The sequence below is a fragment of the Carnobacterium sp. genome (assembly GCF_045617425.1).
Classification (GTDB): domain Bacteria; phylum Bacillota; class Bacilli; order Lactobacillales; family Carnobacteriaceae; genus Carnobacterium_B.
The window spans coordinates 147157-173439 of sequence record NZ_JAZLIO010000009.1; the positions used below are offsets into that span (position 1 = coordinate 147157).

At 34.9% G+C, this 26283-nt stretch carries 26 protein-coding genes; 4 read left to right on the forward strand and 22 right to left on the reverse strand.

Features of this window, described 5'->3' with window-relative positions:
- Positions 1 to 184: 184 nt before the first annotated feature.
- The 3 genes from ACKI3H_RS03990 to ACKI3H_RS04000 all read left to right on the forward strand — a co-directional run bounded on the left by ACKI3H_RS03990 (position 185) and on the right by ACKI3H_RS04000 (position 4121).
- A complete protein-coding gene (locus ACKI3H_RS03990; protein WP_407370988.1) occupies positions 185 to 2338 on the forward strand; it encodes an LTA synthase family protein in 2154 nt (717 codons plus the stop codon).
- 433 nt (positions 2339 to 2771) lie between these two features.
- Positions 2772 to 3524 carry a hypothetical protein gene (locus ACKI3H_RS03995; protein ID WP_407370989.1) on the forward strand — a complete coding sequence of 251 codons (753 nt, stop codon included), beginning with the start codon at positions 2772 to 2774 and terminating at the stop codon, positions 3522 to 3524.
- Between the two features lie 30 nt (positions 3525 to 3554).
- Entirely contained in the window at positions 3555 to 4121 is a 567-nt protein-coding gene (locus tag ACKI3H_RS04000; protein WP_407370990.1) for a hypothetical protein, read from the forward strand.
- 82 nt (positions 4122 to 4203) lie between these two features.
- On the opposite strand, the gene ACKI3H_RS04005 is transcribed toward ACKI3H_RS04000, so the two are convergent.
- The 22 genes from ACKI3H_RS04005 to ACKI3H_RS04110 form a co-directional block, all read right to left on the reverse strand.
- Entirely contained in the window at positions 4204 to 5619 is a 1416-nt protein-coding gene (locus tag ACKI3H_RS04005) for an ATP-binding protein (RefSeq protein ID WP_407370991.1), read from the reverse strand.
- Complete coding sequence (locus ACKI3H_RS04010) at positions 5616 to 6332, reverse strand: response regulator transcription factor (protein WP_350450499.1); 717 nt, start codon at positions 6330 to 6332, stop codon at positions 5616 to 5618. Before ACKI3H_RS04010 ends, ACKI3H_RS04005 begins: the two co-directional genes overlap by 4 nt.
- 149 nt (positions 6333 to 6481) lie before the next feature.
- A complete protein-coding gene (locus ACKI3H_RS04015) occupies positions 6482 to 7342 on the reverse strand; it encodes a 3D domain-containing protein (protein WP_407370992.1) in 861 nt (286 codons plus the stop codon).
- 404 nt (positions 7343 to 7746) lie between these two features.
- On the reverse strand, positions 7747 to 8082 hold the full coding sequence (locus ACKI3H_RS04020) for a single-stranded DNA-binding protein (protein WP_407370993.1): 336 nt from the start codon (positions 8080 to 8082) through the stop codon (positions 7747 to 7749).
- Positions 8083 to 8237: 155 nt separating this feature from the next.
- Entirely contained in the window at positions 8238 to 8441 is a 204-nt protein-coding gene (locus ACKI3H_RS04025; protein ID WP_407370994.1) for a DNA-directed RNA polymerase subunit beta, read from the reverse strand.
- Between the two features lie 29 nt (positions 8442 to 8470).
- Positions 8471 to 9463, reverse strand: coding sequence for a rod shape-determining protein MreB (mreB, locus tag ACKI3H_RS04030; protein ID WP_407370995.1), 993 nt, complete (start codon positions 9461 to 9463; stop codon positions 8471 to 8473).
- A 340-nt stretch (positions 9464 to 9803) separates the two neighbouring features.
- Positions 9804 to 11114: a UDP-N-acetylglucosamine 1-carboxyvinyltransferase gene (gene murA, locus ACKI3H_RS04035; RefSeq protein WP_407370996.1), complete on the reverse strand. Its 1311-nt coding sequence runs from the start codon at positions 11112 to 11114 to the stop codon at positions 9804 to 9806.
- Between the two features lie 139 nt (positions 11115 to 11253).
- Entirely contained in the window at positions 11254 to 11487 is a 234-nt protein-coding gene (locus ACKI3H_RS04040; RefSeq protein WP_407370997.1) for a DUF1146 family protein, read from the reverse strand.
- A 172-nt stretch (positions 11488 to 11659) separates the two neighbouring features.
- Positions 11660 to 12085 carry a F0F1 ATP synthase subunit epsilon gene (locus ACKI3H_RS04045; protein ID WP_407370998.1) on the reverse strand — a complete coding sequence of 142 codons (426 nt, stop codon included), beginning with the start codon at positions 12083 to 12085 and terminating at the stop codon, positions 11660 to 11662.
- Positions 12086 to 12097: 12 nt separating this feature from the next.
- Positions 12098 to 13504: a F0F1 ATP synthase subunit beta gene (atpD, locus tag ACKI3H_RS04050; protein WP_407370999.1), complete on the reverse strand. Its 1407-nt coding sequence runs from the start codon at positions 13502 to 13504 to the stop codon at positions 12098 to 12100.
- A 20-nt stretch (positions 13505 to 13524) separates the two neighbouring features.
- Complete coding sequence (locus ACKI3H_RS04055) at positions 13525 to 14439, reverse strand: F0F1 ATP synthase subunit gamma (RefSeq protein ID WP_407371000.1); 915 nt, start codon at positions 14437 to 14439, stop codon at positions 13525 to 13527.
- 15 nt (positions 14440 to 14454) lie between these two features.
- Positions 14455 to 16002, reverse strand: coding sequence for a F0F1 ATP synthase subunit alpha (gene atpA, locus ACKI3H_RS04060; protein WP_407371001.1), 1548 nt, complete (start codon positions 16000 to 16002; stop codon positions 14455 to 14457).
- A gap of 24 nt (positions 16003 to 16026) precedes the next feature.
- Entirely contained in the window at positions 16027 to 16569 is a 543-nt protein-coding gene (atpH, locus tag ACKI3H_RS04065) for an ATP synthase F1 subunit delta (protein ID WP_407371002.1), read from the reverse strand.
- Positions 16556 to 17071 (reverse strand): F0F1 ATP synthase subunit B, encoded by a 516-nt coding sequence (gene atpF / locus ACKI3H_RS04070; RefSeq protein ID WP_407371003.1) that lies wholly within the window; start codon positions 17069 to 17071, stop codon positions 16556 to 16558. The genes atpH and atpF overlap by 14 nt, the downstream gene beginning before the upstream one ends.
- A 107-nt stretch (positions 17072 to 17178) precedes the next feature.
- Complete coding sequence (gene atpE / locus ACKI3H_RS04075; RefSeq protein WP_013711301.1) at positions 17179 to 17391, reverse strand: F0F1 ATP synthase subunit C; 213 nt, start codon at positions 17389 to 17391, stop codon at positions 17179 to 17181.
- Positions 17392 to 17479: 88 nt separating this feature from the next.
- Positions 17480 to 18223: a F0F1 ATP synthase subunit A gene (gene atpB, locus ACKI3H_RS04080; protein WP_407371004.1), complete on the reverse strand. Its 744-nt coding sequence runs from the start codon at positions 18221 to 18223 to the stop codon at positions 17480 to 17482.
- 748 nt (positions 18224 to 18971) lie between these two features.
- Complete coding sequence (upp, locus tag ACKI3H_RS04085; protein WP_407371005.1) at positions 18972 to 19601, reverse strand: uracil phosphoribosyltransferase; 630 nt, start codon at positions 19599 to 19601, stop codon at positions 18972 to 18974.
- A 133-nt stretch (positions 19602 to 19734) separates the two neighbouring features.
- Positions 19735 to 20976: a serine hydroxymethyltransferase gene (glyA, locus tag ACKI3H_RS04090; protein ID WP_407371006.1), complete on the reverse strand. Its 1242-nt coding sequence runs from the start codon at positions 20974 to 20976 to the stop codon at positions 19735 to 19737.
- A gap of 65 nt (positions 20977 to 21041) precedes the next feature.
- Complete coding sequence (locus tag ACKI3H_RS04095; RefSeq protein ID WP_407371007.1) at positions 21042 to 22061, reverse strand: L-threonylcarbamoyladenylate synthase; 1020 nt, start codon at positions 22059 to 22061, stop codon at positions 21042 to 21044.
- A gap of 60 nt (positions 22062 to 22121) precedes the next feature.
- The gene (gene prmC / locus ACKI3H_RS04100; protein ID WP_407371008.1) at positions 22122 to 22970 is read right to left on the reverse strand and encodes a peptide chain release factor N(5)-glutamine methyltransferase; all 849 of its coding nucleotides are present in this window, start codon (positions 22968 to 22970) and stop codon (positions 22122 to 22124) included.
- Positions 22960 to 24036, reverse strand: coding sequence for a peptide chain release factor 1 (gene prfA, locus ACKI3H_RS04105; protein ID WP_407371009.1), 1077 nt, complete (start codon positions 24034 to 24036; stop codon positions 22960 to 22962). The genes prmC and prfA overlap by 11 nt, the downstream gene beginning before the upstream one ends.
- A gap of 75 nt (positions 24037 to 24111) precedes the next feature.
- Positions 24112 to 24693: a thymidine kinase gene (locus tag ACKI3H_RS04110; RefSeq protein ID WP_407371010.1), complete on the reverse strand. Its 582-nt coding sequence runs from the start codon at positions 24691 to 24693 to the stop codon at positions 24112 to 24114.
- 240 nt (positions 24694 to 24933) lie between these two features.
- Here ACKI3H_RS04110 and ACKI3H_RS04115 point away from each other — a divergent pair, with 240 nt between their 5' ends.
- The gene (locus tag ACKI3H_RS04115) at positions 24934 to 26283 is read left to right on the forward strand and encodes a MurT ligase domain-containing protein (protein ID WP_407371011.1); all 1350 of its coding nucleotides are present in this window, start codon (positions 24934 to 24936) and stop codon (positions 26281 to 26283) included.

Genomic DNA, 26283 nt, shown 5'->3' on the forward strand with positions numbered 1-26283 from the left:
TATCCCTGATACTATAGTCATTTGATTAAATTATTCAGCTATTTTAAAGCGAGTAAAATTGACTATAATGTAAATAAATTGTAAAATGTGTTATGATGCAGGATTATCGCAGGTCTCATTTAAAAATTGTAATTTTCAACTTATACTATTTATACTTGGTCATTTATTTAAGGAGGATTCAACAGTGAACAACATAAAAAAACTACTACAAACGAGGCTGGGATTTTTTTCTTTAGCGATTATCGTTTTTTGGATTAAAACATATATAGGGTATCAGGCAGAATTCTCTCTTGGTGTAGAAGGAGTTATGCAACAATTTATTTTATTGATTAACCCAGTTGCAACAACGATTATTTTATTTTCAATTGCTCTTTACTTTAAAAGCTCAAAAAAATCCTATATCGCTTTAATAACGGTCTATACATTAATGACCATTTTATTCTTTGCGAATATTCTCTATTATAGAGAGTTTTCGGATTTCCTATCGGTCAGCACCATCTTGGGCGCCGGAAATGTTGCTGGAGGATTAGGAGCAAGTACTTTTGCTTTATTGCATGCAACTGATTTTCTTTATTTAGTTGACATCTTCATCTTGATTGCTTTATTAGCTACTAAGAATGTGACAATGGATAAACGCCCATTCAAAAAACGGTATGCATTTGCAGCTACAATTGTTGGGTTCACCTTATTTGCTGGTAACTTGGCTTTAGCTGAAAGTGATCGTCCCCAATTATTGGCTCGTACATTTGACCGTAATTATATTGTTAAATACCTTGGTATTAATTTCTTTACAGCTTACGATGGTTATCAAACTGCTCAAGCTAATCAAGTTAAAGCAAGTGCAGACGAATCAGATATTGAAGGTGTCTTGAGTTATGTCGATGAACATTTTGCTGGAGCTGATGCTGAAATGTTTGGTATTGCTGAAGATCGCAATGTTATCTATTTACATTTAGAAAGTTTCCAACAATTTCTTATTGATTACAAATTAGAGACCGAACAAGGAGAATCTCTTGAAGTTACACCATTTATCAATAGTATTTACCACAATGAAGACACACAAAGTTTCAGTAACTTCTTCCACCAAGTAGGACAAGGTAAAACAGCCGATTCTGAGATGCTCCTTGAGAATTCTTTGTTTGGCTTATCCCAAGGTGGTGCCTTTACACAAGTTGGAGGCAGCAACACTTTCCAATCTGCTTCACAAATATTAGGTTCAGAAAAAAATTATACAAGTGCTATGTTCCATGGTAACGTCGGTTCTTTCTGGAATCGAGACAACACATATAAATCAATGGGTGTTGATTACTTCTTTGATGATGAATCTTACACATTCACTGAAGAAAACACCTTAGAATATGGTATGAAAGACAAAATATTCTTTAAAGAATCTGTCCAATATCTAGAACAACTTCCACAACCGTTTTACTCTAAGTTTATTACTGTATCTAATCATTTTCCTTACCCATTGGATGAAGCAAATGTCGATTTTCCTGCTGCTACAACGGGGGATGATACAATTGATAATTACTTTGTGACTGCCCATTATTTAGATCAAGCTATTGAAGAATTTTTCAACTATCTAAAAGAATCTGGTTTATATGATAATTCCATCATTGTTCTTTACGGTGATCATTATGGTATATCTAATTCAAGAAATGAAACATTAGCACCTTTACTTGGAAAAGATCCTGAGACTTGGTCAAGCTATGACAATACTATGATGCAAAGAGTTCCTTATATGGTTCACATTCCTGGAACAGGTAATGGAAAAATCCATGAAGAATTTGGAGGTCAAATCGATAGTCTTCCTACTCTTCTTCATTTATTAGGTATTGATACTAAAAACAATGTTTTACTTGGAACAGATTTATTCTCTGAAAACCATGATGAAACAGTTGCCTTCCGTAACGGAAATTTTGTAACTCCTAAATACACTGTTGATGGTTCAACTATCTATGACACTAAAACAGGTGAATTAATCGTAGAACCTTCAGAAGAAGTTCTTGCAGAAGTTGAACAGTTAAGATTAGACGCAAATGCTCAATTAAGTTTATCTGACAGTATTTTGACAAGTGATCTTTTGCGTTTCTATACTCCTGAAGGTCTTGTTACGACAAATCCTGCTGATTACGATTACCGGGATCAATTAAGTCGTATGAAAGCTTTAAATGAAAGTTTAGAAACAGAAGCTACAAGTATCTATAGTCAAAACGGCAATCAGTCTACAGTTGATCTTTATAAAACAAATGCTCCTGAATTGTTAGACGATCCTGAATCAGTTGACGAAACACAACCAGCTGAAACAGAAGCCCCTGACGTTAAGGTTGCAGAGTAATAAACTATCTCTTAAATATTCGAAAAAGGTTGAGTCCATTAGGATTCAACCTTTTTTGTTCTAAAAAAGCTCTTCGTCAAATGGTGTGGATGCTTCAAAATGAAATTTCTTCTGGAATGGACAGGTTTGCTTGTGAAGCATGGGACCCCCGGTAAGCCTGTAGTCTTATCGGATTTCAAGCTTCAAATAAACTGTAATCGCTGAAGCGCTAACGGTTTCTAATTCTCATTGAATCCTATTCAGGCTACAAGCAACCCTATTCCTCCAGAAGTTTTTGGTGAGTAGGTTGATTCATCTATCCACACTAAAAATTATAGAACCTCTAAAAATCATTTAACTAACATTCCCTCTTATTAATTGCTTCACAGTTTTTTCATATTTAATGATTACAATAAAAATAGAATCAATTTTCATGTAGAAAGGAGTACTGTGTTTGACAATTGCTAAACGTGCTTACCGTCATTTACAAAATCATCCTTATTTTTTTCTGTTTATGCTTATCTTTTACCTAGTTTATTTTATCCTAGCTTTTGTAGTTGCATTATTAGCCAAACAATTTTCAGATTCTTCTATTCAGTTAAGCCACATTATCGCTTCTTTAGACTCACAACACACTTCACTGTATGAGCCTTTTAAAGTCTTAGAATCGATTACAACTCACTATACAATAGAATTTCAGTACCTTCTTCTTTTAATCGTGTTTGCAGGTACGCTTAGTATGGTAATGATTCAGTTATTTTTAAGTCGCTTTAGAAAAAAAGAATACCAAAATTATCTTTTGATGGGAGAACGGGTTTATAAGCTAACAACCCAATTAATAGTGGAACAACTCCTTTTAATCAATACGATTATTCTGCTACTTTTTTCCATTTACAGTCTATTTACAACTCCTGTAATGAATAAGATTTCTCATCTAGAAACTGAAATTTTACAACAGGAAATAAAACCAAATACCTCTCTAGTCCATTTACAAGGGGATTCTCCTTTATCGAGTAGTGAAAATGGAGATTTTACACGCTTCAACGTTAATGCTTTTTTAATGGGTGAATCTATACACAACACCTTTACTCAAAATAATACATTGCAAGCTTTTTTCTTAGCGGGAATCATTAACTTTTATAGCTGTATGGTTGTCGGTATTCCTAATTATCTGCTGTTATCACTGAAAAAAAGCACACTTTCTTAATTTGACCGTCATGACTAAGGAGGAACTATTATGTTTAAACATTCTTTTAAAAAAAAAGACAATCATCCTGTATTTTCAATCAAACCTAAAACGATTTACAGTTTATCAGCTAAAGAAGTTGATTTCCCTATTTTGATGAAGCAATTTAATAGACAGTTAGGCTCTTTTCCTGGAGTCATTACAAATAATGAAACTTTTATTGATTACTTAACTGTCCGAGAAAACATGCTGGTTGTTTTGTCCTTAGCATCTAATCAAATGAAACGTTCACTTGATTTAGTAGTAAATGAAGTATTAGAAGAACTCAATATAAGTGATGTCCTAGCTGATCAACCTTTTAAAACATTGCCTTTAAACCTATCTCTTCAGTTGCAATTACGGTTAAATGAACTCTGCAATAAAAAAGTTATTTTAGTAGAAGATTGTTTCAGCTTTGAAACGGCTTCTTCAAAACAAGATTGGCTAATGTCCCTTCGCTACTATGCACGTACAAAAGATTTTTCATTTATATTAGTTACTTCCGATAATCAAATTTTAGCTTCTGAAAAACCATTTAATCTACATCCTATCGCTTACCATTCCAAAAAAGTCAGTTAAAATAAAAAAGGGCTAGCAGAAGTTAGACTATTGTCTTAGCTTCTACTAACCCCCTTTTTTATTTGATTTAGAGCGAGTTACTCTATTCATTTAAATCAAGTGGAAAAGATAAGGTGAAGGTTGTTCCTTCGCCTGGTAAACTTTCTACTTCAACACTTGCACCATGTAGATTTACCAATTGCTGAACAATTGCCAGACCTAATCCAGACTCTCCGTACTTAGTATTTTTCCTTGAAATATCTGCTTTATAGTAACGTTCCCATATATTTTTAATTTCTTCAGCTGTCATTCCAATACCAGAATCTTTTATTTTTATAATACTTTCATTCTCGCCATAATAACCTATAATACTGATTTTTCCATTAGTTGTAAATTGAATAGCATTTTGGATAATATTTACAATAATTTGAGAAAATCGATCATAATCTGCATATACCTCTAACTCTGTTGGACAGTCTAATATCAGTTCATCATCTGAATCACGAGCTTTTCCTTTCAGTTGTTCAACAATCATTTCTAATGCTTCATATGCATCAAAAGTTTGTTTTTGCAAAGTAATTTGGTTAGACCGAATTTTTTCATAATCTAAGTTCTCATTTACTAAGCGTATTAGACGTCGTGTTTCATTTTGCATCAATTGGATACTTCTCTGTTTTTGATTTTCTGGAATCATATCATGCTCTAAACCTTCCAATAGCCCATTGATTGTTGTCAAAGGTGTACGCATCTCATGTGCAGCATCAGCCATAAATTGTCTGCGTCGCTTCTCTTGATGTTCAATTTCTTCTTGGGAACTTTTTAAAGAGTCCACCATACTATTGAAATCAGCTGCCAAATCATCAAATTCGTCCATTTCTTTGTTTTCTAAATGAACATTAAAATCTCCTTTTGCTACTTTATGAGTCGCACTTCTAATGCGATTGATTCGTTTCACCTGAAACTTAGCAAAAAGGTAACTAGCTATAGTTGCACCCACAATTGAGAAAATAAATGCACTAAACAAATTGTTTCGGATATCCTTTAGATTTGCTTCTATTGTACTGATTGGCGCACTAACGGCTATAAATCCGTAAAATTCGCCCGTACTTTGAGTGAAAAATGGTTGATAAACGATAGCAGTATTGATCTGATTGCCAAAAAAATCTGTATTTCTTTGAGTTAATGAAATTGGCTCACCATTTTTCAACTTCTTAAGATCTTGATCTGAAATACCACTAATGTACTTTTCAGTTGTACTAGGGTAAATCATGCTATCTGTACTATCAAATACAAAAATTGACACACCTTGATTTTTTAAAATAACTTGTCCATTTTCTAGTTTATCCATCTGTAGATCTTCATCAATTAAAGCTTCAGCGTACCCAAACAATTGAGTTTCAGTATTCTGATAGGCCGTGTTTCGGGCAAATTGTAAAAAAGAAAATCCTAGTATGATTAAGACGATTGTCACAACTGCAAAAAAGGCCAACATTTGTTGGTAAAAATAATTCAATCTCATGAAGAGACTCCCGAATCATCATATTTATACCCTATTCCCCAAACAGTTTGAATAACTTGTGGACCCGTTTTATCAATTTTTTGGCGCAATTTTTTGATGTGCGCGTCCACTGTTCGCTCATCTCCAAAATACTCATAATCCCAGACAATCGTTAACAGCTGTTCCCTAGAAAAAACTTGCTTAGGACTTTTAGCTAGCGTATAAAGCAATTCGAACTCTTTTGGTGTCAAACTATCGATGGGCTGATCATACAAAATAGCTTCACGCGTTCTCTTATCCATTTTAAGATACTTTGTTTCAACTTCATAGGCTTTCTCGTCTACTTTACCGGCTTCATCATGAATCAAATCTACTCGACGGTATAAAGCTTTTATACGGGCAATTAAAGTTAGTGGACTAAATGGTTTTGTAACATAATCATCCGCTCCAATTTCCAGTCCAATGACTTGGTCACTTTCAGAATCTTTAGCTGTTAGCATAATAATGGGTATTGTTTTTGAGACTTTTCGTATTTCACGACAAATTTGCATACCATCCATACTTGGCAAATTTAAATCTAACGTAATCAAATCCCAATTTTCGGAATCGTTTAGAAAAGCATCTAGTCCTTCTTTACCATCTTGGACAAACGTAGCTTTCCATTCTTCTTTCATGAAAAACATTTCCATCATTTCGCATACGGATTGATTGTCTTCAATCATTAATATATTCATGAAATACCCTCTTTCTCAAAAAAATTCTCTACCTTATTATACTCTTTTTACCCTTGCAACTAAAGCATCATGCCGAAACATCTCACAATCTTCACTATTTAGTCAAAAAAAGAGAGTTAAGATCATTATCTTCAACTCTCTTTTCTCTATTAATTTAAAATGGTTAGTTCAACTTCTTGAATACCCCATTTGAACGACTCATCTATACTATCCATATGCAAGTCTACACGATTTCCAATAATTGCACTTCCTGTATCGCCAGCGATGGCTTCCCCATATCCTTCGACATAAACTTTAGTTCCCAAAGGGATGACAGTAGGATCTACCGCAATAACTTGAGGATTTTGACTTAGGTCTATTCCTGAAGCAGTGATATTCGTTAGAGAAGGCTGATTTCGACTATAAGCAGTAGCAACTACCGTCATCTTTTCCGTTGAAGCCTCAGAAGAAGCTGCACTTGTTTCTTCTATAACTGTATCTTGTTGGTTTGATCCTGAGAGAGACTCTTCGATTGTTTCAGTTTTCCATGTAAGCTTTTCAGGTTTGATTGTTTCATTAGTTAAATTTGTTTCAATTTTGATAACTTCGTTAACCTGCAATGGTGAATCATTTGTTACGTGTTCATTCCATTTTATCAATTCACTTACCTCAACTTCAAAAGCAGTTGCGATATTTACTAATGTATCTCCCGATTCTACTGTATAGTCAACAGTATTCTTTTCTTCATTCTCAGCATTTTCCTGTTCCACTTCGATACTAACCGGTTCTAATAAGGTTTCTTTACTAGACTGACTAGTAGCTAATATTTGAACAACGGCTTTGCTATCTTCTCTTTTATCTATTAAATTATCTAAACCATTTTGTGTTCCTAATTCATCTGATTGTTTGATTTCTGTTTCATCTGATGAGTTTTCGCTTTTCTCATTCTGAGAAGCTAAAACAGTTGTGATTCCAGTTGTTCCTAATGCCAACGTAAATAAGGCAATGATAGATAAAACTATTTTTTTCATTGGATTATTTTCCTCCTATTTCAGTACGAGAAACATCTTATCACGTACGATATAGGTTAAGGTTACTTAAAAATTAAGGAATTGTAACACAGCAAAAAATAGTACCGTTTTCATAGAGACAACTGTAAAGATTCTAAATATTCAAATAAATGTTATTTCAGGATATTTTCTCATATTGATTGCGTATTTTATGTTCAAAGTTGATAGAACAAAGTTTAATAACTAACATTTTTCTAATTTAATATTCATTTTAAGTGTTATTTAATGTTTATTGTTGTCCATTTTCTTTGACTATTTATTACAAAACCAGTCTCTTAATCTCTTTATTTTTAATCATTTTTTTCTATATTATCATATTCTATGCGTTTTATTACGATTCTGTAACAAAAAGTATATCGCTTTCATTATTTTACAACTGCTTCTAATTTTTTGTTTTGTAAAAAATGTACCTCGTCTACGAACATTTCAACTATAAAAATAGTTTCATCTTCTTTATTGATGTAAGACCTTGATTGAATTCTTCCCGTAAGCCCTACCATATGGCCTTTCTCACAATATAGATGGATAAGTTTCGCTATTTGTCCCCATGCAACAATAGGAATAAAGTCTGTTGATGGACTATTCTCTTTCTTCCCTCTTCTTGCTACCGCTAATGTATTATTAGTGACCACTTTGTCTTCACCAACTTCTTTAAGCTCTACTTCTCGTACTAAACGCCCAACTAATCCAATTTGATTCATTTTCTTTCCTCCTTTTGTTTTACTCTATTTAGTATCTGCAAATCTACCCTCTTTACTTTTTTTACGATCAATTAAATAGTAAAAGAAGCAAACAACACAAATAATGTTACTTGTGTTGTTTGCTTCTTTTATTTAACTTTTTATAAGGTTTACAATTAGTTGACTATTGTAGGCTTTGCAAAGTAACTAAAAATGTGCACCCATGTTTCCTTTTCAAAAATAGCAAAAGGATTTCCATCGCCTAATACACCATAACCGATCATCGCTCCAATAATAAACGCGAGAGCAATTAAAACGATCACAAGCACTATTTTTAGAATAAATGTGGCGATTTGAAGTCCTATTTTTTCCCTAGTCATTAGCTCACCTCATTTTGGTCGACTATTTTCTAAAACTTACGCTTTTTTTTTGTCATATTTTCTAATAAGATTCCTGTTCCTAATGCAACAGAATCTAATGGTTGTTCAGCAGCAAATACAGGGACTTTTAATTCTTCAGAGAATAATAGATCAATACCATCTAATAATGCACCACCACCAGTTAAAATCACTCCACGATCGATGATATCTGCAGACAATTCAGGAGGCGTTTGCTCTAGCACATCTTTAGCTTGTTGAACGATCATCATCATAGATTCAGCTGTAGCTTTTTGAACTTCATCTGAAGTAATCGTAATTGTTCTAGGCAATCCAGTAATCATATCACGACCTCTAACTTCCATTGAATCATCGCGTTTACCAGGGAAGACTGTTCCAATCTCTTTTTTGATTGTTTCAGCCGTGCGTTCACCAATCAATAACTTGTGAGTTTTCTTAACGAATTGGGTAATCTCATTATCTAATTGATCTCCAGCTACTTTTAATGAACGACTAGTTACAATTCCACCCATAGAAAGAACAGCAATATCACTTGTTCCGCCACCAATATCAATGACCATATTTCCGCTTGGTTGGAAGATATCCATACCCGCTCCGATAGCTGCTACTTTAGGTTCTTCTTCAAGATAAACATTTTTTCCGCCACTTTTCTCAGCCGCTTCAATAATCGCTTTTTGTTCAATTGTTGTTATATTTGTTGGGCAGCAAATCAAAATATTTGGTTTTGATAAAAATCCCTTAACATTTAATTTATTAATAAAGTGAGTTAACATTGCTTCAGTTATGTCAAAATCAGCAATGACTCCTCCTTGTAATGGACGAATAGCACGAATGTTACCCGGAGTACGTCCAACCATTAAGTACGCTTCTTCTCCAACTGCTAAAACACGTTTTGTTGTAGTATCAATTGCAACAACTGAAGGTTCATTTAAAACAATGCCTTTTCCTTTTACATGAATCAATACATTGGCTGTACCTAAATCTATCCCTATATCTCTCGCCATTACTTGTTTCTCCTCTCAAGCTCTTGTTCGTTCTTCATTGACTACTCTTTAAAAATAAAGTAGCCATCTAATTTACTATTATAGCATAACTTGTATCATTCTTAAATGTCGAATTAAAGACATTTAACTAAATTTAAGGGTTTTTGTGACATAAATTTTTATTGTTTTATCGTTTAAGACAGTCACTTACATTAAATTTCTTTTGAAGTATTAGACTATTTGTGAAAAAACTAAAATAAGCCCTCTAAAGCAACACTTTTTAAGTGTCTGCTTCAAAAGACTTAGATTAAAATATATCTTCTAAATATATAAAAAAGATTGTTTTTCTATCAACTTATACTTACGAAAATAATCGCTCAAGTTCAGTTTCTTTCATAGTAAGTTCTACAGACTCTTCAATACGTTCTACATCTGCACCTAAGGCTTGTAATTTTTTATGGAATTCATAATAACCGCGATCTAGGTATTCTAAATGTGTTACTCTTGTATAACCTTTTGAAACCAAACCAGCAATGATCAATGCAGCTGCTGCTCTAAGATCTGTTGCAGCTACTTCAGCTCCTTGCAACTCAGATGGTCCATAGATAACTAACGATTGTCCTTCAATTTTAAATTCAGCATTCATACGACGTAATTCTTCCATATGCATATAGCGGTTTTCAAATACAGTTTCTTTCATTGTACTTGTACCTTCAGCAAACACTTGAGCAATTGTCATTTGTGCTTGCATATCTGTTGGGAAGCCAGGATGCGGCATTGTTTTTACATCGGTTGCTTTTAATTTGTGAGGTCCGATAACACGTAATCCGTTATCTTCGTATTTAAATTGAACGCCCATTTCTTTTAATTTAGAAATTAATGGTTTGTTGTGTTCTGCAACAGCATCTTCAATAAAGATATTTCCCTTCGTAACAGCAGCTGCAATCATGAATGTACCAGCTTCAATACGATCTGGAATAATGCTATGCTCAGTACCTGTTAACTCTGTTACACCTTCAATACGTATACTTTCTGTACCAGCACCAACGACTTTAGCACCCATACGATTTAAAAAGTTTGCTAAGTCAACAATTTCTGGCTCGCGCGCAACGTTTTCAATGGTAGTTGTTCCTTTAGCTAGTGTGGCAGCCATCATAATATTTTGCGTAGCTCCTACACTTGGAAAATCTAAGTAGATGTGAGCTCCTTTTAATTGATCGGCGAATGCTTCGATATATCCATTTTCGATATGTACTTCCGCACCCATCGCTTCAAATCCTTTTAAATGCAAATCTATCGGACGTGTTCCTATTGCACATCCTCCAGGAAGAGCAACTTTTGCGTGTCCTAATCGAGCTAAGAGAGGTCCCATTACGACGATTGATGCACGCATTTTACTTACATATTCAAAAGGAGCCTCATAATGCAATTCCTTTGTAGCATCTAAAGTAATTTCTTTTTCAGTTTCGTTAAAATCAACAGTTAAATTCAAGTGGCTTAAAACTTCATTAATAGTGAATACGTCAGATAATATGGGAACATTAGTTAATTTACTTTGTCCCTTACTTGCTAAAATGCTAGCAGCTAAAATAGGTAATACGGCATTTTTTGCCCCTTCTACTTTCACTGTACCAGCTAGGTGTTTTCCACCACGAACGACAATCTTTTCCATGTAGTATCCCTCCAAAATTTTCATTGCCTTTATCACAACTGTGTGAGGTAAATAGTACAAGACAACATTTAATATTATAACACGAAGCCATGTGAAGGTACAAACTTAACTGATGTTTTGTCATAAATTTAGTTAATTCTTAATAAAATAAAAAAATTAGATTTTGTGATGTTAGCAAGAAATCCATAAAAAATGAACTTACTGTGTATCCTATAGTTATAGACACAAACAAGTAGAGCACTCGAGCTTGGCCAATGCTATTTTTTTTAATCAATTTTTCTATTCGTATTCCTTTTAATGCCCAAAAAGTCAGCAAAACAAAAAATAAATGCGACACAATAGTGATAAGAGCTTGCACACCTAAAAAGTTCATATTTTTAGTTATCTTCCCTTCTAATACTTACTCTCATACTAACATAAAAGAAGCAGAAAGAACATTCTCTTGACTTAAATTTGCACTCTAACAGGCTTAATGAGGTTATTTTTTTAGTCAATTAAAAAAAGTTGGAATAAATACAGGCTAACTGCTTTATTCCAACTTTTACTTAATTTCCTTTTTTATGTTTAGATACAGTGATTCTATTAACGGCTTTTCTTAAAGAAATTTCTGCACGTTTTGAATGACTCTTATTCTCAATGGCTTCTGTTTTACGCAATTCTTCTTCTGCACGCTGTTTCGCTTCAAAAGCACGTTCAACATCAATATCTCTTGCACGTTCAGCACTATCCGCAATAATGGAACAAACGTTATCTCTAACTTCCATAACGCCTCCATTTACAGCGATCCAGTCTTCAGCATCAATAGAAACACGTTGTACGCGGACGGAATGAATAGTTAGAGGCACAATAATTGGCATATGATTGGGTAAAATACCAATTTCTCCATCCACTGCTTTAGCAATCACGCTTCTTGCTCGATGATTGTAGACAATTCCAGCAGGCGTAACAATGTTTACTTGCATTTCACTCATCACTTTTACCTCCTAGTAACCCATTGACTCTGCTTTAGCCACGACTTCTTCGATTCTTCCTACATTACGGAATGCATCTTCTGGTAAGTGATCATAACGTCCATCAATAATTTCTTTAAATCCACGTACTGTTTCTTCAACAGGAACATACGAACCCGGCAAACCAGTAAAAGCTTCAGCTACGTGGAAATTTTGTGATAAGAAAAATTGGATACGCCTTGCTCTAGATACCACGATTTTTTCATCAGCAGATAATTCATCCATTCCTAGAATAGCAATAATATCTTGCAATTCACGGTAACGTTGCAATAATTGTTGAACTTCTGTAGCAACTTTATAGTGCTCTTCCCCAACAATTTCAGGAGATAAGGCACTAGAAGTTGATGCTAAAGGATCTACGGCTGGATAAATACCTTGTTCTGTTAATTTACGTTCCAGGTTGGTTGTTGCATCTAAATGGGCGAAAACTGTAGCTGGCGCTGGGTCAGTATAGTCATCTGCTGGTACATAGATCGCTTGAATAGATGTAATGGATCCTTTACTAGTTGAAGTGATTCGCTCTTGTAATTGTCCCATTTCTGTTGCTAAAGTTGGTTGGTACCCAACTGCTGATGGCATACGACCTAGCAAGGCCGATACTTCTGATCCAGCTTGTGTAAATCGGAAAATATTGTCGATAAATAACAATACATCTTGCCCAACTTCATCTCTGAAATATTCAGCAATTGTTAATCCCGTTAACGCCACTCGCATTCTAGCACCAGGTGGCTCATTCATTTGACCGAATACCATTGCTGTACGTTTGATAACACCAGAACCTTGCATTTCAAAATACAAGTCATTTCCTTCACGCGTACGTTCACCTACACCCGTAAATACAGAGATTCCACCATGTTCTTCAGCGATATTATGAATTAATTCTTGAATCAGAACTGTCTTACCTACTCCTGCTCCACCGAATAGACCGATTTTACCACCTTTTAAGTAAGGAGCTAATAAATCAATAACCTTAATTCCAGTTTCTAGAATAGCAGTATTACTGCTTAATTCGTCAAATACTGGAGCATTGCGGTGGATTGGATGACGTTGTACATCTTCTGGAAATGGTTCTTTTTCATCGATTGTTTCACCTAAAACATTAAACATACGTCCTAGAGTTTCTTCCCCAACAGGAACAGAAATCGCTTTTTCAGTATCAATGACACTCATACCACGTTGCAGTCCTTCTGTAGCTTCCATTGCAATCGTTCTAATGACACCATTTCCTAGCAATAATGCTGTCTCTAAGACAACTGTTTCATTCTTACTCTTATTTTTTTCAACAATGAGAGCATTATTAATTTCAGGCATAGTATCGTTTATTGGAAATTCTACATCCACAACAGGTCCTATAACTTGAACAATATGTCCAATACTCATTCGTTATTCCTCCCATTTATTTACTTAGACGCTGAAGCACCACTAATGATTTCTGTAATTTCTTCTGTTATAGCGGCTTGACGTGCTCGGTTATAACGAATTGTTAAATCATCAATAATATTTTTAGCGTTATCTGTTGCACCTTTCATAGCTGTCATACGTGCTGCGTGTTCTGCAGCTTTAGCGTCTAAAATTGCTCCGTATATCAAACTTTCAGCATATTGAGGCAATATAATATCTAAAATTTCTTCTTTAGATGGTTCATAAATATAATCTTTTGCATAATCTTTTGTTTCTGCTACATCCAAATCGGATAACGGCAGCATTTTTTCAGCTCTATATTGGAACATGATTGTGTTTACATGATGATTGTAACAAACATACAACTCATCAAAAACTTCATTCTTATACATCTCAGTCGCTGTTCTAGCAATCGTACGTACTTCCTCAAAAGAAGGTTGATCACTGATATCATTTAGTTCGTAAGCAACATTCATCCCTCTAGCTTTAAAGAAATCAGCTGCTGTTGAACCTACAGCCATAAATACATACTCCTCTGGAGAAGTATGGTCTCTGGTGATCATATCAACTGTTGATTTAATAACAGAGCTATTGTATCCACCGGCCAACCCTTTATCTGAACTGATAACAATGTATCCAGTCTTTTTAATAGGACGTTCAACCAACATATCATGAAAGTCAATATTAGAAGGTGAATTCGTTCCAATCATTTCGTTTTCAATCAAAGAAAGTTGGCTATGCGCTAAATGAGTAACGATTTCTCTTACTTTTTGAGAATAAACTTGAAAACCAGCTGCTGTATTTTCAGCTTTTGCCAATTTTGCACCAGATACCATTTGCATGGCATTCGTAATTTGACTAGTCTTTTTTGTTGAACTTATTTTTTTTGTAATTTCATTTAAAGAGGCTGCCATTCTTATTCACCGCCTTTAATTGGTTTGTCCGCCGTTTGCATCAGCTGAGGAGTCAATATAATTAGTGAAAAAATTAGTAATGAATTCAGTGATGATTGCATCCAGTTTCTCTGTTCTTGGCAAATCTTTAGTTTCAACAATTTCACTTAAGATTTCAGCATGCTGATTATCTAAGAAATCATAAAATTGAATTTCAAAACGACTTAATTCACTAACCGGAACTGTATCTAAGAAACCATGTGTTAAAGCATATAAAATCATTACTTGTTTTTCAACAGGTATTGTTTGATGCAATCCTTGTTTTAAAACTTCAACCGTTCTGTGTCCACGATTTAATTTTGCTTGAGTAGCAGCATCTAAATCTGAACCAAATTGAGTAAAGGCTTCTAATTCACGGAAACTTGCTAAATCTAAACGCAAAGTTCCAGAAACTTTTTTCATTGCTTTGATTTGAGCTGATCCTCCAACACGTGATACTGATAAGCCAGCTGCAATCGCTGGTCGGATACCGGAGTAAAACAAATCACTTTCTAAGAAAATCTGTCCATCTGTAATTGAAATAACGTTTGTAGGAATATAAGCTGAAATATCACCTGCTTGAGTTTCAACAAATGGAATAGCTGTCATAGAACCGCCACCTAATTTGTCACTCAATTTTGCAGCACGTTCTAATAATCGTGAATGTAAGTAGAAGACATCCCCTGGATAAGCTTCACGACCTGGAGGACGACGCAACAAGAGAGACAGTTCACGGTAAGCAGCTGCTTGTTTTGTTAAATCATCAAAAATAATCAAAACATGTTTGCCGTTATACATGAATTCTTCTCCTAAAGCTGATCCTGCATAAGGTGCGATATAAAGTAATGGAGCCGGTTGAGATGCACTTGCTGTCATAACGATCGTATAATCCATTGCGCCATATTTTTTCAATGTTTCAACTTGATTACGTACTGTTGATTCTTTTTGTCCAATTGCTACATAAATACAAATTGTATCTTGGCCTTTTTGATTTAAAATTGTATCAATTGCCAATGTTGTTTTTCCTGTTTTCCGGTCACCAATAACCAATTCCCTTTGTCCACGACCAATTGGAACTAATGCGTCAATTGCTTTGATTCCTGTTTGCAAGGGTTCGTTAACCGAATGACGATCCATAACTCCTGGAGCTTCTGATTCAATTGGGCGAGTCTTAGTTGTAACGATCTCACCTAAACCATCAATTGGTTGTCCAAGAGGATTAACTACACGTCCAATCATTGCCTCTCCAACTGGAACTTGCATAATTCGACCAGTTCGTTTAACAATATCGCCTTCGCGAATCCCTGTAAATTCGCCTAAGATGATAATCCCTACGTCATTTACTTCTAAATTTTGTGCCATACCAAAAGTACCATCGGCAAATTCCAATAGTTCTCCTGACATTGCATTTTCTAACCCATAAGCACGGGCGATTCCGTCACCTACGTAACTAACTGTTCCTACTTCATCTATTACTAATTCACTTTGATAGCTTGCAATTTGCTTTTTGATTAGTGAACTAATTTCTTCTGCTTTTACGCCCATAAACGATTCACCTCATAACTTCTTTTATCGAATCAATTGTTTTTCTAATGCTTCCAAGTTAGAACGGATACTACCATCATAAACTTGACTTTCGGCTTCTATAATTACTCCACCAAGAACATGTCTATCAACGATTGTATGCAATAATACTTTTTTCGCATCTAATTTTTGTTTCATAACGTCTATTAAACGTTCCTTTTGACTATCGGTCAATTGAACAGCTGTAGTGACTTTGGCAACTACCGTCCTATTTTTGTAATCGTAAATTTTTTCAAATTCATTTACGACATCTCTAATATCACTAATTAAATTATAGTCATAAAGCATATGCAAGAAACTTTGTGTATTTATATCAAAGTGTTGAATCAAGTCTGCCAAAAGATGATCTCGTTTATATTTTTCCAAACGAGGATCTACTAAAATTGTTCCTAGATTAGGAATCGTTTCTAATACTTGACGAACGTCCATCATATTATCAAACGCTACATCAACTATCCCTTTTTCTTTAGAGTCTTGATAAAAAGCATCTGCAAGTTGGCGATTGTTCATATTTCTATTTAATTTCATTATTATTCGCCAACCTTTCAATATACTCTTCGATTAGTTCAGCATGCCCTTCATTAGATAATTCTTTGCCAATCAATTTCTCTGCAATATCCATAGACAGGCGACTAATATCGTTTTGTGCACCTGCTAAAGCTTGTTTTCTTTCTAACTCAATGGCTTTTTTAGCCTCTTCTTTTAATCGTGCAATTTCTACTTTAGCGGATGCTATTTGTTCTCGTTCAACTTTATCAGCAGTGTCTCTTGCTTGTTCAATAATTGCACTCGCTTTGTTTCTTGTCTCTTCTAATTCTTGTTGTTGTTCTGTAAGCAATCGATCCGCTTCTAATTTTTTCGCTTCTGCGTTATCGATATTTCCTGCAATCAATTGTTCTCGTTTCTCCATCATTGCCATCAGAGGTTTCCAAGCAACCATCTTTAATGCTAGCATTAATAGTAAAAATGAGACCAAAGTGACAATAGAATCTCCAGCTGTTATTTGTCCTACAAACAATGGACTGACCATTCTCCACACTCCTTCACCTATACTTCAATGTTGCTTTAAAAGAACAGGTAGAGAGAATTCTATTCTCTACCTGTCAATTTCTAATACTTCGTTTTTTTGCTAGCTTTTTATTGGAAAACTAAGATAAAGGCAATAACAACTGCCATAATAGGAATAGCTTCTACTAAACCGATCCCAATATACATCAATGTTTGTAATTGACCTTTCATTTCTGGTTGACGAGCAATTGATTCAATTGTTTTTGATACTACTCTACTTGAACCCAGTGCTGCTCCGATTGCTGCTCCTGCTACTGCGATTGCTGCTCCTATTAAACCCATAATTCATTTTCCTCCTAATATAGTCATCTGTTATTTTTCTTAATGATATTGATTACTGCATATCTTACTAGCTTATAACTTGATTTGCTTAAGTTGCTTCTTTGATGTGATCTGTACTTTCTTCGTGCTCAATTTTATGAGAAAGATAAACCATTGTCAGTGTTGTAAAAACAAAAGCCTGGATACTTCCGATAAATAATGAGAAGGCCTGCCAAGCCATTTCTAAAGGAATACCAATTACCCAAGTAAAGACCCCTCCACTTTGAGCTAACGAAGCTATCAATCCAAGCAAGATTTCTCCTGCGTAGATATTTCCATAAAGACGAAGAGCTAAAGTCAATGTATTCGTAAACTCTTCAAAAATTTTGATTGGAAATAAAAATGGGACTGGTCTAACAAAACTATTCATAAAGTAGTTCTTGACCCCTTGTTCTTGTACACCAAAATAATGTGTCATAACAATTACCATAGCTGCTAATGTTAAGGTAACCACCGGATCAGCCGTTGGGCTTTTCCATACTTGATAAGGTTCAGCAATTAAAATCAATGGCAAACCCATAATATTTGAAACAAATACAAAAGTTAGAATAGTAAAACCAAATAATTTAAACCGTTCTCCTTGTTGTTTAGACATTGCACTTGTAGTAATATTGCCTACAAAATCAACTATCCATTCTATAAAGTTCTGTTTACCTGTTGGCTTAATCTGTAGATTCCTCGTACAAATAAACGCAATCAAGAATACAATCACGCACGCTGATACTGTTACAAGATTATTGGTGACATTGAAATCTAAGCCAAAAAATGTAACAATCGGATTTTCGTGATCCACAACGTTCACCTCTTTCCATAATTAAAATCTATAATTGCAAACAGGAAAAAAATATATTTTGTGAAACTATCATCTATTTTAATTTCACACGCCCATTTTAGCATAGTTCTGCTTTCTTTCCTATATAAATGGATTAGGCACAATTTTGCTTTTATTCTTTTAGCAATGTAAAAAATGCTGACTAAGTTTTAAAAAAATTCATCTTTTTTTCACTGGCATTCGTTATCATACCACCATTCGATTTAAATTACAAAAGAAAATGAAAAACATTTCTACTTTTCAATAAATCACTATTAAAACGGGTTTTTCAGCGTTTTATTGTATAAAAATGATTACTAATTTTTATATACTCCTTTAAATCCCCAACCCAATCCTCCATCTTTTTGTTTTTCTAATTTTTCTCCAATGACAATTTTCCAGACTTTTATAGTGCCCCAAATTCTTTATTGGTTTTATACAACTTTGAATTTTTCGTTAAATCCTCTTTTTTATCCTGTTTTTTCTATTCTAATTGCATAATTTTTACTTTTTTATAAAAGTATGCAAAATACGACCTACTCATTTTTGTCATTCTGAAAACAGTTACGGTTTATTCTTTATATCTCGCCAACAGCAAATAAGATTTATCTTATTTTTATCATCTAATTCTTAGCGTATAGAAAACAAAACTATCTTCTATACAAAAAGAGCCATAAACCAAGAATTTTATCCTTTGGTTTACGACTCTTTTTTTAATCAATCTTACAAATTACATTGTACCAAATAATCTATCACCAGCATCGCCTAAACCTGGTAATATGTAACCATTTTCGTCTAAACGTTCATCTAATGCTGCAGTATAGATATCTACATCAGGATGAGCTTGTTCTAACGCTTCTACACCTTCTGGAGCTGCAACTAAACAAACAAATTTAATTGTTGTCGCACCGCGTTTTTTTAATGAATCAATAGCTGCAATAGCTGATCCGCCTGTAGCAAGCATTGGATCTACAACAAGCAATTGACGTTCATTGATGTCTGATGGTAATTTCACAAAATATTCTACCGGTTCTAATGTTTCGTGATCACGATACATTCCAACGTGTCCAACTTTTGCTGCAGGGATCAAATCTAACATCCCATCAACCATACCTAATCCAGCTCTTAAAATTGGAATAATCGCAACTTTTTTACCCGCTAACTCTTTTTGAATAGATTTAACTAAAGGTGTTTCGATTTCCACATCTTGTAAAGGCATATCTCTAGAAACTTCAAATGCCATTAAGCGTGCAATTTCATTAACTGCTTCTCTAAAATCTTTCGTTCCTGTATTCTTATCACGAAGAATAGTTAATTTGTGTTGGATTAATGGATGATCCATAACTTGAACTTTCGACATCGTATTCAGCCCTCATTTTTCATTATTTTTTAAACATTTCTATTGTAAAGGATATTAGCGTCTAGTGCTACCTTTTTAGTATTTTTCTTTTTATTCTACCTTTTCGTCTATTTTAAAAAGATTAATTACTGAATTATACTTTAGATTTATATAATGGATGTTTAGCAGTCAATTGATGAACTTGCGTTTGAATAGCCGCCATTTTTTTAACATCTCCATTACTTGTCAATGTTTCAATAATGAATTCGGCTACCTTTTTAGAATCGACTTCATTAAATCCTCTTGTTGTAATAGCTGGCGTTCCAATTCGAATACCACTTGTTTTGAAAGGACTCAATGTTTCAAAAGGAATCGTATTTTTATTGACAGTAATGCCGACTTTATCTAATAGAACTTCTGCTTCTTTTCCATTTAATCCAAAGTTTGTCACATCAAACAACAATAGATGATTATCTGTTCCGCCACTAATCAAATGACCAATTGATTCGTTCAAAACACTTTCCATGGCTTTTGCATTTTTAATGATTTGAGCAGCATATTCTTTAAATTCTGGAGTGGATGCTTCTTTTAAAGCTACTGCCTTAGCCGCTATAACATGTTCTAAAGGACCACCTTGAATGCCTGGGAAAATAGCGCTATTGATTGCTTTTCCATACTTTTCTTTAGCTAGGATCATTCCACCGCGTGGTCCTCTTAAAGTTTTATGTGTAGTAGTTGTGACAACATCTGCATAAGGAACTGGGTTTTGATGCAAACCTCCTGCAATCAAACCTGCTATATGAGCCATATCAACCATTAAGTAAGCTCCAACTTCATCCGCAATTGCTCTAAATCTTGCAAAATCTATTTTTCTAGAGTATGCACTAGCTCCTGCAATAATCAATTTAGGTTTATGTTGCTTGGCCAATTTTTGAACCACTTCATAATCCAACTCTTCTGTCTCTTTATCTACACCATAAGAGATAAAATGGTACGTTTTGCCACTGAAGTTTACGGGAGAACCATGTGTTAAATGACCACCATGTGTTAAATCCATGCCTAACACAGTATCTCCTGGATTTATTAAAGCATTAAGAGCTGCCATATTTGCGCTAGAACCTGAATGTGGTTGAACATTTACATATTCTGCTCCAAAAAGTTTTTTTGCACGTTCAATAGCCAAATTTTCAATAACATCAATAAATTCACACCCGCCATAATACCTTTTACCGGGATAACCTTCTGCGTACTTATTCGTTAAAATACTTCCTTGCGCAGTAAGTACAGCTTCAGATACAAAGTTTTCTGAAGCGATTAATTCAATGTTTTGCTCTTGTCTTTTGCTTTCTTGTTCAATGGCATCAAAGATCTCTTTATCAAAATTCATGTTATTCATATCGGCCACACCCTTCAATAGTTATAATAAACGCTTTTTTATTAGTTGATTCTACTGATTTATGGTTAATCAAAAAAATGGTTACCTGCTGCTTTTTGGAGTCGATTCATATAGGCTTCGCCTAACCCTATTTTCTCATGAGCTTCGGCTAAAATAAGTGTGGCATCTGTTGTTTCGAAGTATCTTAATCCTGAATACAATCGTCTTGAAGCATCATGGATATTTTTATTTTCTCCTAATGAATAGGCAGCTGTAACGGTATCTTGGAATTGATTTAGAAGATCTTGATTGGCTAAAAGACCAATCTTTTCACCTTGTTGTAGATACGTTTTAATCGCTTTTTGCCAGATTTCGCTTTCTCCAGCAACAATAATAACAGGTTCATTAGGGCTGTAATGCTTGTACTTCATGCCGGGTGCTTTAGGAACTTCCTCACTTGAAATCAAGTGACGATCAACAAAAACGGTTCCTATCACTTTTTCCAAAACTTCTTTAGTTGTTGCCCCTGGTCTCAATATGGTGGGTAACTTTGGATCCGTAATATCTAAAACAGTTGATTCTAATCCTAACCCGGTGTCTCCATCATCCAGTACGCCCGCTATTTTACCTTTCAAGTCGTGGTAAACATGATCTGCGGTTGTCGGACTTGGTTTGCCAGATGTATTAGCGCTTGGCCCTACAAGAGGTTTACCTGATTCACGAATCAGTTGCAAAGTCACCTCGTTATTGGGCATCCGCATAGCCACACTCGTTAGACCAGCCGTAACGGTTGGCGCAAAAACATGATCCTTCACTTTAAAGATCAGTGTCAATGGACCTGGCCAAAATGTTTGCATTAGTTTCTTAGCCACCTCAGGCACTTCCTGTACATACTGTTCAACTTCTTCTATCGTCGAGACATGAACAATTAATGGGTTGTCACTTGGTCTTCCCTTTGCTGAATAAACCTTTTTAACTGCTGCTTCGTTTGTTGCATCAGCTCCTAATCCATAAACGGTTTCTGTAGGAAAAGAAATCAGTTCACCTTGTTGGATTTTTTGAGCTGCTTTAAGCACATCAGATGGTCGATATATAATAGTCTCCACAGTTTTTCCTCCGTTCATTTCAAGAAAACTCATCACATTTATTTAAATGATATTGAATCCTTATTTTGTTTTAACTTGTATCAAGCGATCATTTCCACTCATATCTTTTTCAATGGTTACTTCAGCCAATGGGAAAGCCTCTTGAAAAAGCTCTTGAACTTTTTCTCCTTGTTTAAATCCAATTTCTAAAAATACTTCACCACCTGGATTTAAAACAGCTGGAAGTTCTTTTGCTAATCTTTGGTACATAGCTAACCCATTGTTTTCAGCAAATAAGGCTAAATGTGGTTCGTAGTGCAAAACACTTTCATCCATATAACTGATTTCGTCGTTTGATATATATGGAGGATTGGAAAGAATGACATCAAAGGTCTCAGTCTTTACAGGATCTGTTAAATCACCCTGCAGAAAGCGAACATCTGCCTCTAATGCTGTTGCATTTTCTTGAGCTACCTTTAGGGCTTTAGATGAGATATCCGTTGCGGTCACTTCGTAAAGCGGCCGTTCTTTTTTTATGGTGATTGCAATGATTCCTGTCCCCGTTCCAATATCCAAAACGGCTCTCTTCTGTCCTGTATAAGAGCTTTTTAAAAAAACATCCACAATTTCTTCTGTTTCCGGTCGTGGAATCAATGTGTCTTTTGTAACTTTAAACTTTCGGTCATAGAACCAGCAGTAACCTAATAATTGTTGAATAGGGATACCAGACCCATGATTGGACACATCTTGTAAAAGTTGGCGTTTCACATCCGACGGCATTTCTTCATTTAAATGCATCATGATATCCGTTTTCGACCAGTCTAGTCGTTCTCTTAATAAGATCTCTGCAGCAATGGGTTCTCTTTTACATCTTTCTAAAAAAGAAGAAGCCCATTTCAGGACTTCTCTATAAGTTGTCTTACTCTTCATGTTGCAATTGCTCCATTTTAGCTGTTTGATCATTTAAAATTAGAGCATCAATAATCTCATCTAATTTACCAGATAAAATTTGATCTAACTTTTGAATGGTCAATCCAATACGATGATCGGTAACCCGGCTTTGTGGAAAATTATACGTACGGATACGTTCTGAACGGTCTCCGGTTCCAACTGCTGATTTCCGTTCGGCATCATACTCGCTTTGAGCTGCTTGTTGGATATGATCATATACTCTAGCACGCAAAACTTTCATCGCTTTCTCACGGTTTTTAATTTGTGAACGTTCATCTTGCATCGCTACAGCAATTCCTGTAGGTAAATGAGTCAAACGAACGGCAGATGCTGTTTTATTAACGTGCTGTCCACCGGCTCCACTTGCATGGTAGATATCTGTACGAATATCTTTATCCGGCAGATCCAGTTCCACTTCTTCAGCTTCAGGCATAACCACTACAGTTGCAGTAGAAGTATGGATACGTCCTTGTGATTCGGTTGCTGGAACACGTTGAACACGATGAGCGCCATTTTCATACTTCAATTTAGAATAAACATTGTCTCCAGTAATCATTAAAGTAATTTCTTTGTACCCACCGATACCTGTGATATTAGCATCTAACACTTCAGTTCTCCAACCTTGTGCGTCAGCGTATTTTTGATACATATTAAACAAAGTTCCAGCAAATAATTGTGCTTCGTCTCCGCCAGCTGCTCCACGAATTTCCATAATAATGTTACGGTCATCATTTTCATCTTTTGGCAACATTAAGACTTTCATTTTTTCTTCAATTTCTGTTTTTTCTTTCTTTAGATCATTTAATTCTTCTTTTGCCATTTCAGCCATCTCAGCGTCTAATTTTTCACCAAGCATTTCTTCTGTGTCCGAAATATCTTGACTGACTTCTTTGTAGCGACGGTAAGTTGCAACTGTTTCTCGAATAGCAGCTTCTTCTTTAGTCAGTTTCATTAATCGTTTGGTATCGCTGACTACCTCTGGGTCACTCAGTAATTCATTTAGTTCTTCATAACGTCCTTCAACGCTTTCTAATCTATCAAACATAAGTTATTCTCCTTTTCTTCTAAGCCTATTGCATCGTTGTGTCTTTAGTTGTCTTTCTTCACAACACTAAGAACGCTACAAATCGTCCTTCAATAGCGGATTGAAGTAATGTTTGCGACAAACTGGGAAATAACTTTCATTGCCCCCTATTTGGATTTGAGCTCCTGCATAAACAGGTTTTCCATCGATCATACGCATGTTCATCGTTGCTTTTTTATGGCAATACCAACAAATGGTTTTCATTTCTTCAATTTTATCCGCGTATAATAATAAGTACTCTGAACCTTCAAACAGTTCATTTTTAAAGTCATTTTTCAATCCAAATGCCATAACTGGGATATTTAATTCATCCACAATATGAGCCAATTGAAGGACATGTTCTTTTGTTAAAAACTGCGATTCATCAATTAATACACATGCTGGTACGTAGTCCAATGCTTTTATCGTTTCAAAGATATTTGTTTCTTCAAATATTGCGATTCCTTCACGTCTTAAACCAATTCGACTAGATACTACACCAATCTCATCACGATCATCCAAGCCGCTTGTCATAATTGCGACAGGTTTGTTTTGTTCTTCATAATTATATGCTACTTTCAAAATTTCAATCGTCTTTCCACTATTCATTGCTCCGTATTTAAAAAAAAGTTGGGCCATCTTGTTTTTCCTCATTTCTCTTGTAGGAATCCATTATGAATTATACGTTAAAACTATGTAAAAGTGAAGCCTCTCTCCTGATTTATATATAGAAGAATCTTACATTAATTGTGAGAAAAGAGATTAAGTTTGTCTTTAAAATGAACAAGTTAGGCAATTTTTAACAATTTCACAAGAATTATGTGCTAGAATATCAAAGTAGCAAAAAAAAAGTATTTTTAGTAATTGGAGGAAACTCAATTGAGTATACGTAGTGCATTTGCCATTGCAGTAGGAAGAACAACTAAATGGGGACTTCATACGTTCTTAAAAGGCGGAAGTAGTTATCCCGGTCAACTAACACAGAAATTAGATCCTACTGTATTAGGTACGTTATCAAGAAATTACGATGTGGTTATCGTTACCGGAACGAATGGTAAAACATTAACGACTGCATTGACTTATCAAGTGTTAAAACAAAAATACCCTGAAATTATTACAAACCCTACTGGTGCAAATATGTTGCAAGGAATCATTTCAACTTTTCTTGAACATCATTCTTACACAAATAACACCGAGAAAAAAGCTGCTGTTCTTGAAGTAGATGAAGCTAGTTTGATTCATGTAACAAAATACATCAAACCAAAAGCGATTGTATTTACGAATGTTTTTCGTGATCAAATGGATCGCTATGGTGAAATTTATACGACTTATCAAATGATGTTGAATGGCGCAGCGCTAGCTCCTGAGGCTTTGATTGTCAGCAATGGGGACGCTCCAATTTTCAATTCAAAAGAAACCATTAATAAACGTGTGTACTTTGGTTTTGACCACCTTCCAGATGGTGAATTAAAAGCTCATTACAATACAGATGGTGTCTTATGTCCACACTGCAACAATATTTTACACTACAAATTTTTAACCTACAGCAATCTTGGGAAGTATTATTGTCCTAATTGTGATTTCAAACGTCCCGAATTGACGTATCGTTTAACGGACTTGACTCATATGGATCATGAATCGTCTAAATTTGAAATTGACGGAGATGACTTTGAAATTAAGATTGGTGGACAATATAATATTTATAATGCCTTAGCTGCTTATAGCGTTGGTCGGATATTGGATGTTTCTACTGATCAAATTCGCGCAGGATTTGCCGCATCAAAACGAGTTTTTGGACGTCAAGAAGTTATTCAAGTCGATGACAAAGAAATTACGATCAACTTAGTTAAGAATCCTGTTGGTTTGAATCAAGTCTTAGATATGATCAATCTCACTCCAGAGCCGTTTTCGCTTGTTTCTATTTTAAATGCAAACTATGCGGATGGAACTGATGTCAGTTGGATCTGGGATGCAAATTACGAAATCGTTCAGAATATGAACATCAAACAAGTCACTGTTGGTGGTGAACGAGTAGAAGACATCACTGCTCGCTTGGAAGTTGCGGGAATTCCTGAAGAAGAGCTTCAAGTTATACCAACTATTCCTGAAATAATTAAGAGCTTTAAAAACGCACCAACGAAAAAAATCTACGTCCTAGCTACTTATACTGCTGTCTTACAATTGCGTAAAGAGTTAGCAAATCAAGGCTATATTAAGGGAGGTATGTGA

What these genes read in the sequence shown, in the direction of transcription:
- atpA (WP_407371001.1), bottom strand. Translation starts at nt 16,002, where the DNA reads ATGGGCGTAAAAGCAGAAGAAATTAGTTCACTAATCAAAAAGCAAATT.
- glyA (WP_407371006.1), bottom strand. Translation starts at nt 20,976, where the DNA reads ATGAATAACATGAATTTTGATAAAGAGATCTTTGATGCCATTGAACAA.
- ACKI3H_RS04045 (WP_407370998.1), bottom strand. Translation starts at nt 12,085, where the DNA reads ATGAGTGAAATGCAAGTAAACATTGTTACGCCTGCTGGAATTGTCTAC.
- ACKI3H_RS04015 (WP_407370992.1), bottom strand. Translation starts at nt 7,342, where the DNA reads ATGAAAAAAATAGTTTTATCTATCATTGCCTTATTTACGTTGGCATTA.
- upp (WP_407371005.1), bottom strand. Translation starts at nt 19,601, where the DNA reads ATGTCGAAAGTTCAAGTTATGGATCATCCATTAATCCAACACAAATTA.
- mreB (WP_407370995.1), bottom strand. Translation starts at nt 9,463, where the DNA reads ATGGCGAGAGATATAGGGATAGATTTAGGTACAGCCAATGTATTGATT.
- atpD (WP_407370999.1), bottom strand. Translation starts at nt 13,504, where the DNA reads ATGAGTATTGGACATATTGTTCAAGTTATAGGACCTGTTGTGGATGTA.
- ACKI3H_RS04025 (WP_407370994.1), bottom strand. Translation starts at nt 8,441, where the DNA reads ATGACTAGGGAAAAAATAGGACTTCAAATCGCCACATTTATTCTAAAA.
- ACKI3H_RS04055 (WP_407371000.1), bottom strand. Translation starts at nt 14,439, where the DNA reads ATGGCAGCCTCTTTAAATGAAATTACAAAAAAAATAAGTTCAACAAAA.
- atpF (WP_407371003.1), bottom strand. Translation starts at nt 17,071, where the DNA reads ATGGTCAGTCCATTGTTTGTAGGACAAATAACAGCTGGAGATTCTATT.
- murA (WP_407370996.1), bottom strand. Translation starts at nt 11,114, where the DNA reads ATGGAAAAGATTGTCGTTCGTGGTGGAAAACACCTAGCTGGTACAGTG.
- atpE (WP_013711301.1), bottom strand. Translation starts at nt 17,391, where the DNA reads ATGGGTTTAATAGGAGCAGCAATCGCAGTAGCAGGAGCAGCAATCGGA.
- ACKI3H_RS04110 (WP_407371010.1), bottom strand. Translation starts at nt 24,693, where the DNA reads ATGGCCCAACTTTTTTTTAAATACGGAGCAATGAATAGTGGAAAGACG.
- ACKI3H_RS04000 (WP_407370990.1), top strand. Translation starts at nt 3,555, where the DNA reads ATGTTTAAACATTCTTTTAAAAAAAAAGACAATCATCCTGTATTTTCA.
- ACKI3H_RS04005 (WP_407370991.1), bottom strand. Translation starts at nt 5,619, where the DNA reads ATGAGATTGAATTATTTTTACCAACAAATGTTGGCCTTTTTTGCAGTT.
- atpH (WP_407371002.1), bottom strand. Translation starts at nt 16,569, where the DNA reads ATGAAATTAAATAGAAATATGAACAATCGCCAACTTGCAGATGCTTTT.
- ACKI3H_RS04010 (WP_350450499.1), bottom strand. Translation starts at nt 6,332, where the DNA reads ATGAATATATTAATGATTGAAGACAATCAATCCGTATGCGAAATGATG.
- ACKI3H_RS04020 (WP_407370993.1), bottom strand. Translation starts at nt 8,082, where the DNA reads ATGAATCAAATTGGATTAGTTGGGCGTTTAGTACGAGAAGTAGAGCTT.
- prmC (WP_407371008.1), bottom strand. Translation starts at nt 22,970, where the DNA reads ATGAAGAGTAAGACAACTTATAGAGAAGTCCTGAAATGGGCTTCTTCT.
- prfA (WP_407371009.1), bottom strand. Translation starts at nt 24,036, where the DNA reads ATGTTTGATAGATTAGAAAGCGTTGAAGGACGTTATGAAGAACTAAAT.
- ACKI3H_RS04040 (WP_407370997.1), bottom strand. Translation starts at nt 11,487, where the DNA reads ATGAACTTTTTAGGTGTGCAAGCTCTTATCACTATTGTGTCGCATTTA.